General features: G+C 46.2%; 1 protein-coding gene. It reads right to left on the reverse strand.

The window, feature by feature from the left end; all coding sequences use genetic code 11:
- Window positions 1-168: 168 nt before the first annotated feature.
- Window positions 169-368: hypothetical protein (locus A3761_RS27005; protein ID WP_197472832.1), on the reverse strand; the 200-nt coding region annotated here is incomplete at its 5' end.

Genomic DNA, 368 nt, shown 5'->3' on the forward strand with positions numbered 1-368 from the left:
TTCGAAGGGATAACCTTACCTACACCACGAACCAACTCATCCACCTCTGCATAAGCAGTCCAGCAGATAAATGAAAAAGAGATCAAAATTATAAGCCACAGCAAGCGTCGTGACTTTATGACATTACCATGATCATTTAAGGCTTGAGTGATAGGGGTTGAACGGAACTCAGTCATTGGAAACACCTCCCTTTCCATGACCTTGTTTATCATTGTGAGCACTTTGGCTCCCTGCCTGAATCAAGCCTCGCTTGAGCGCATCCAAAACACTTTCCTTTGGCCCATCAGCAACAATTTTTCCTTGATCCATCACGATAATTCGGTCCACCAGGGCCAGCAAAGAAGCCCGGTGCGTGCTAAGTAGCAGCA

The sequence above is a fragment of the Oleiphilus sp. HI0123 genome, assembly GCF_001635315.1.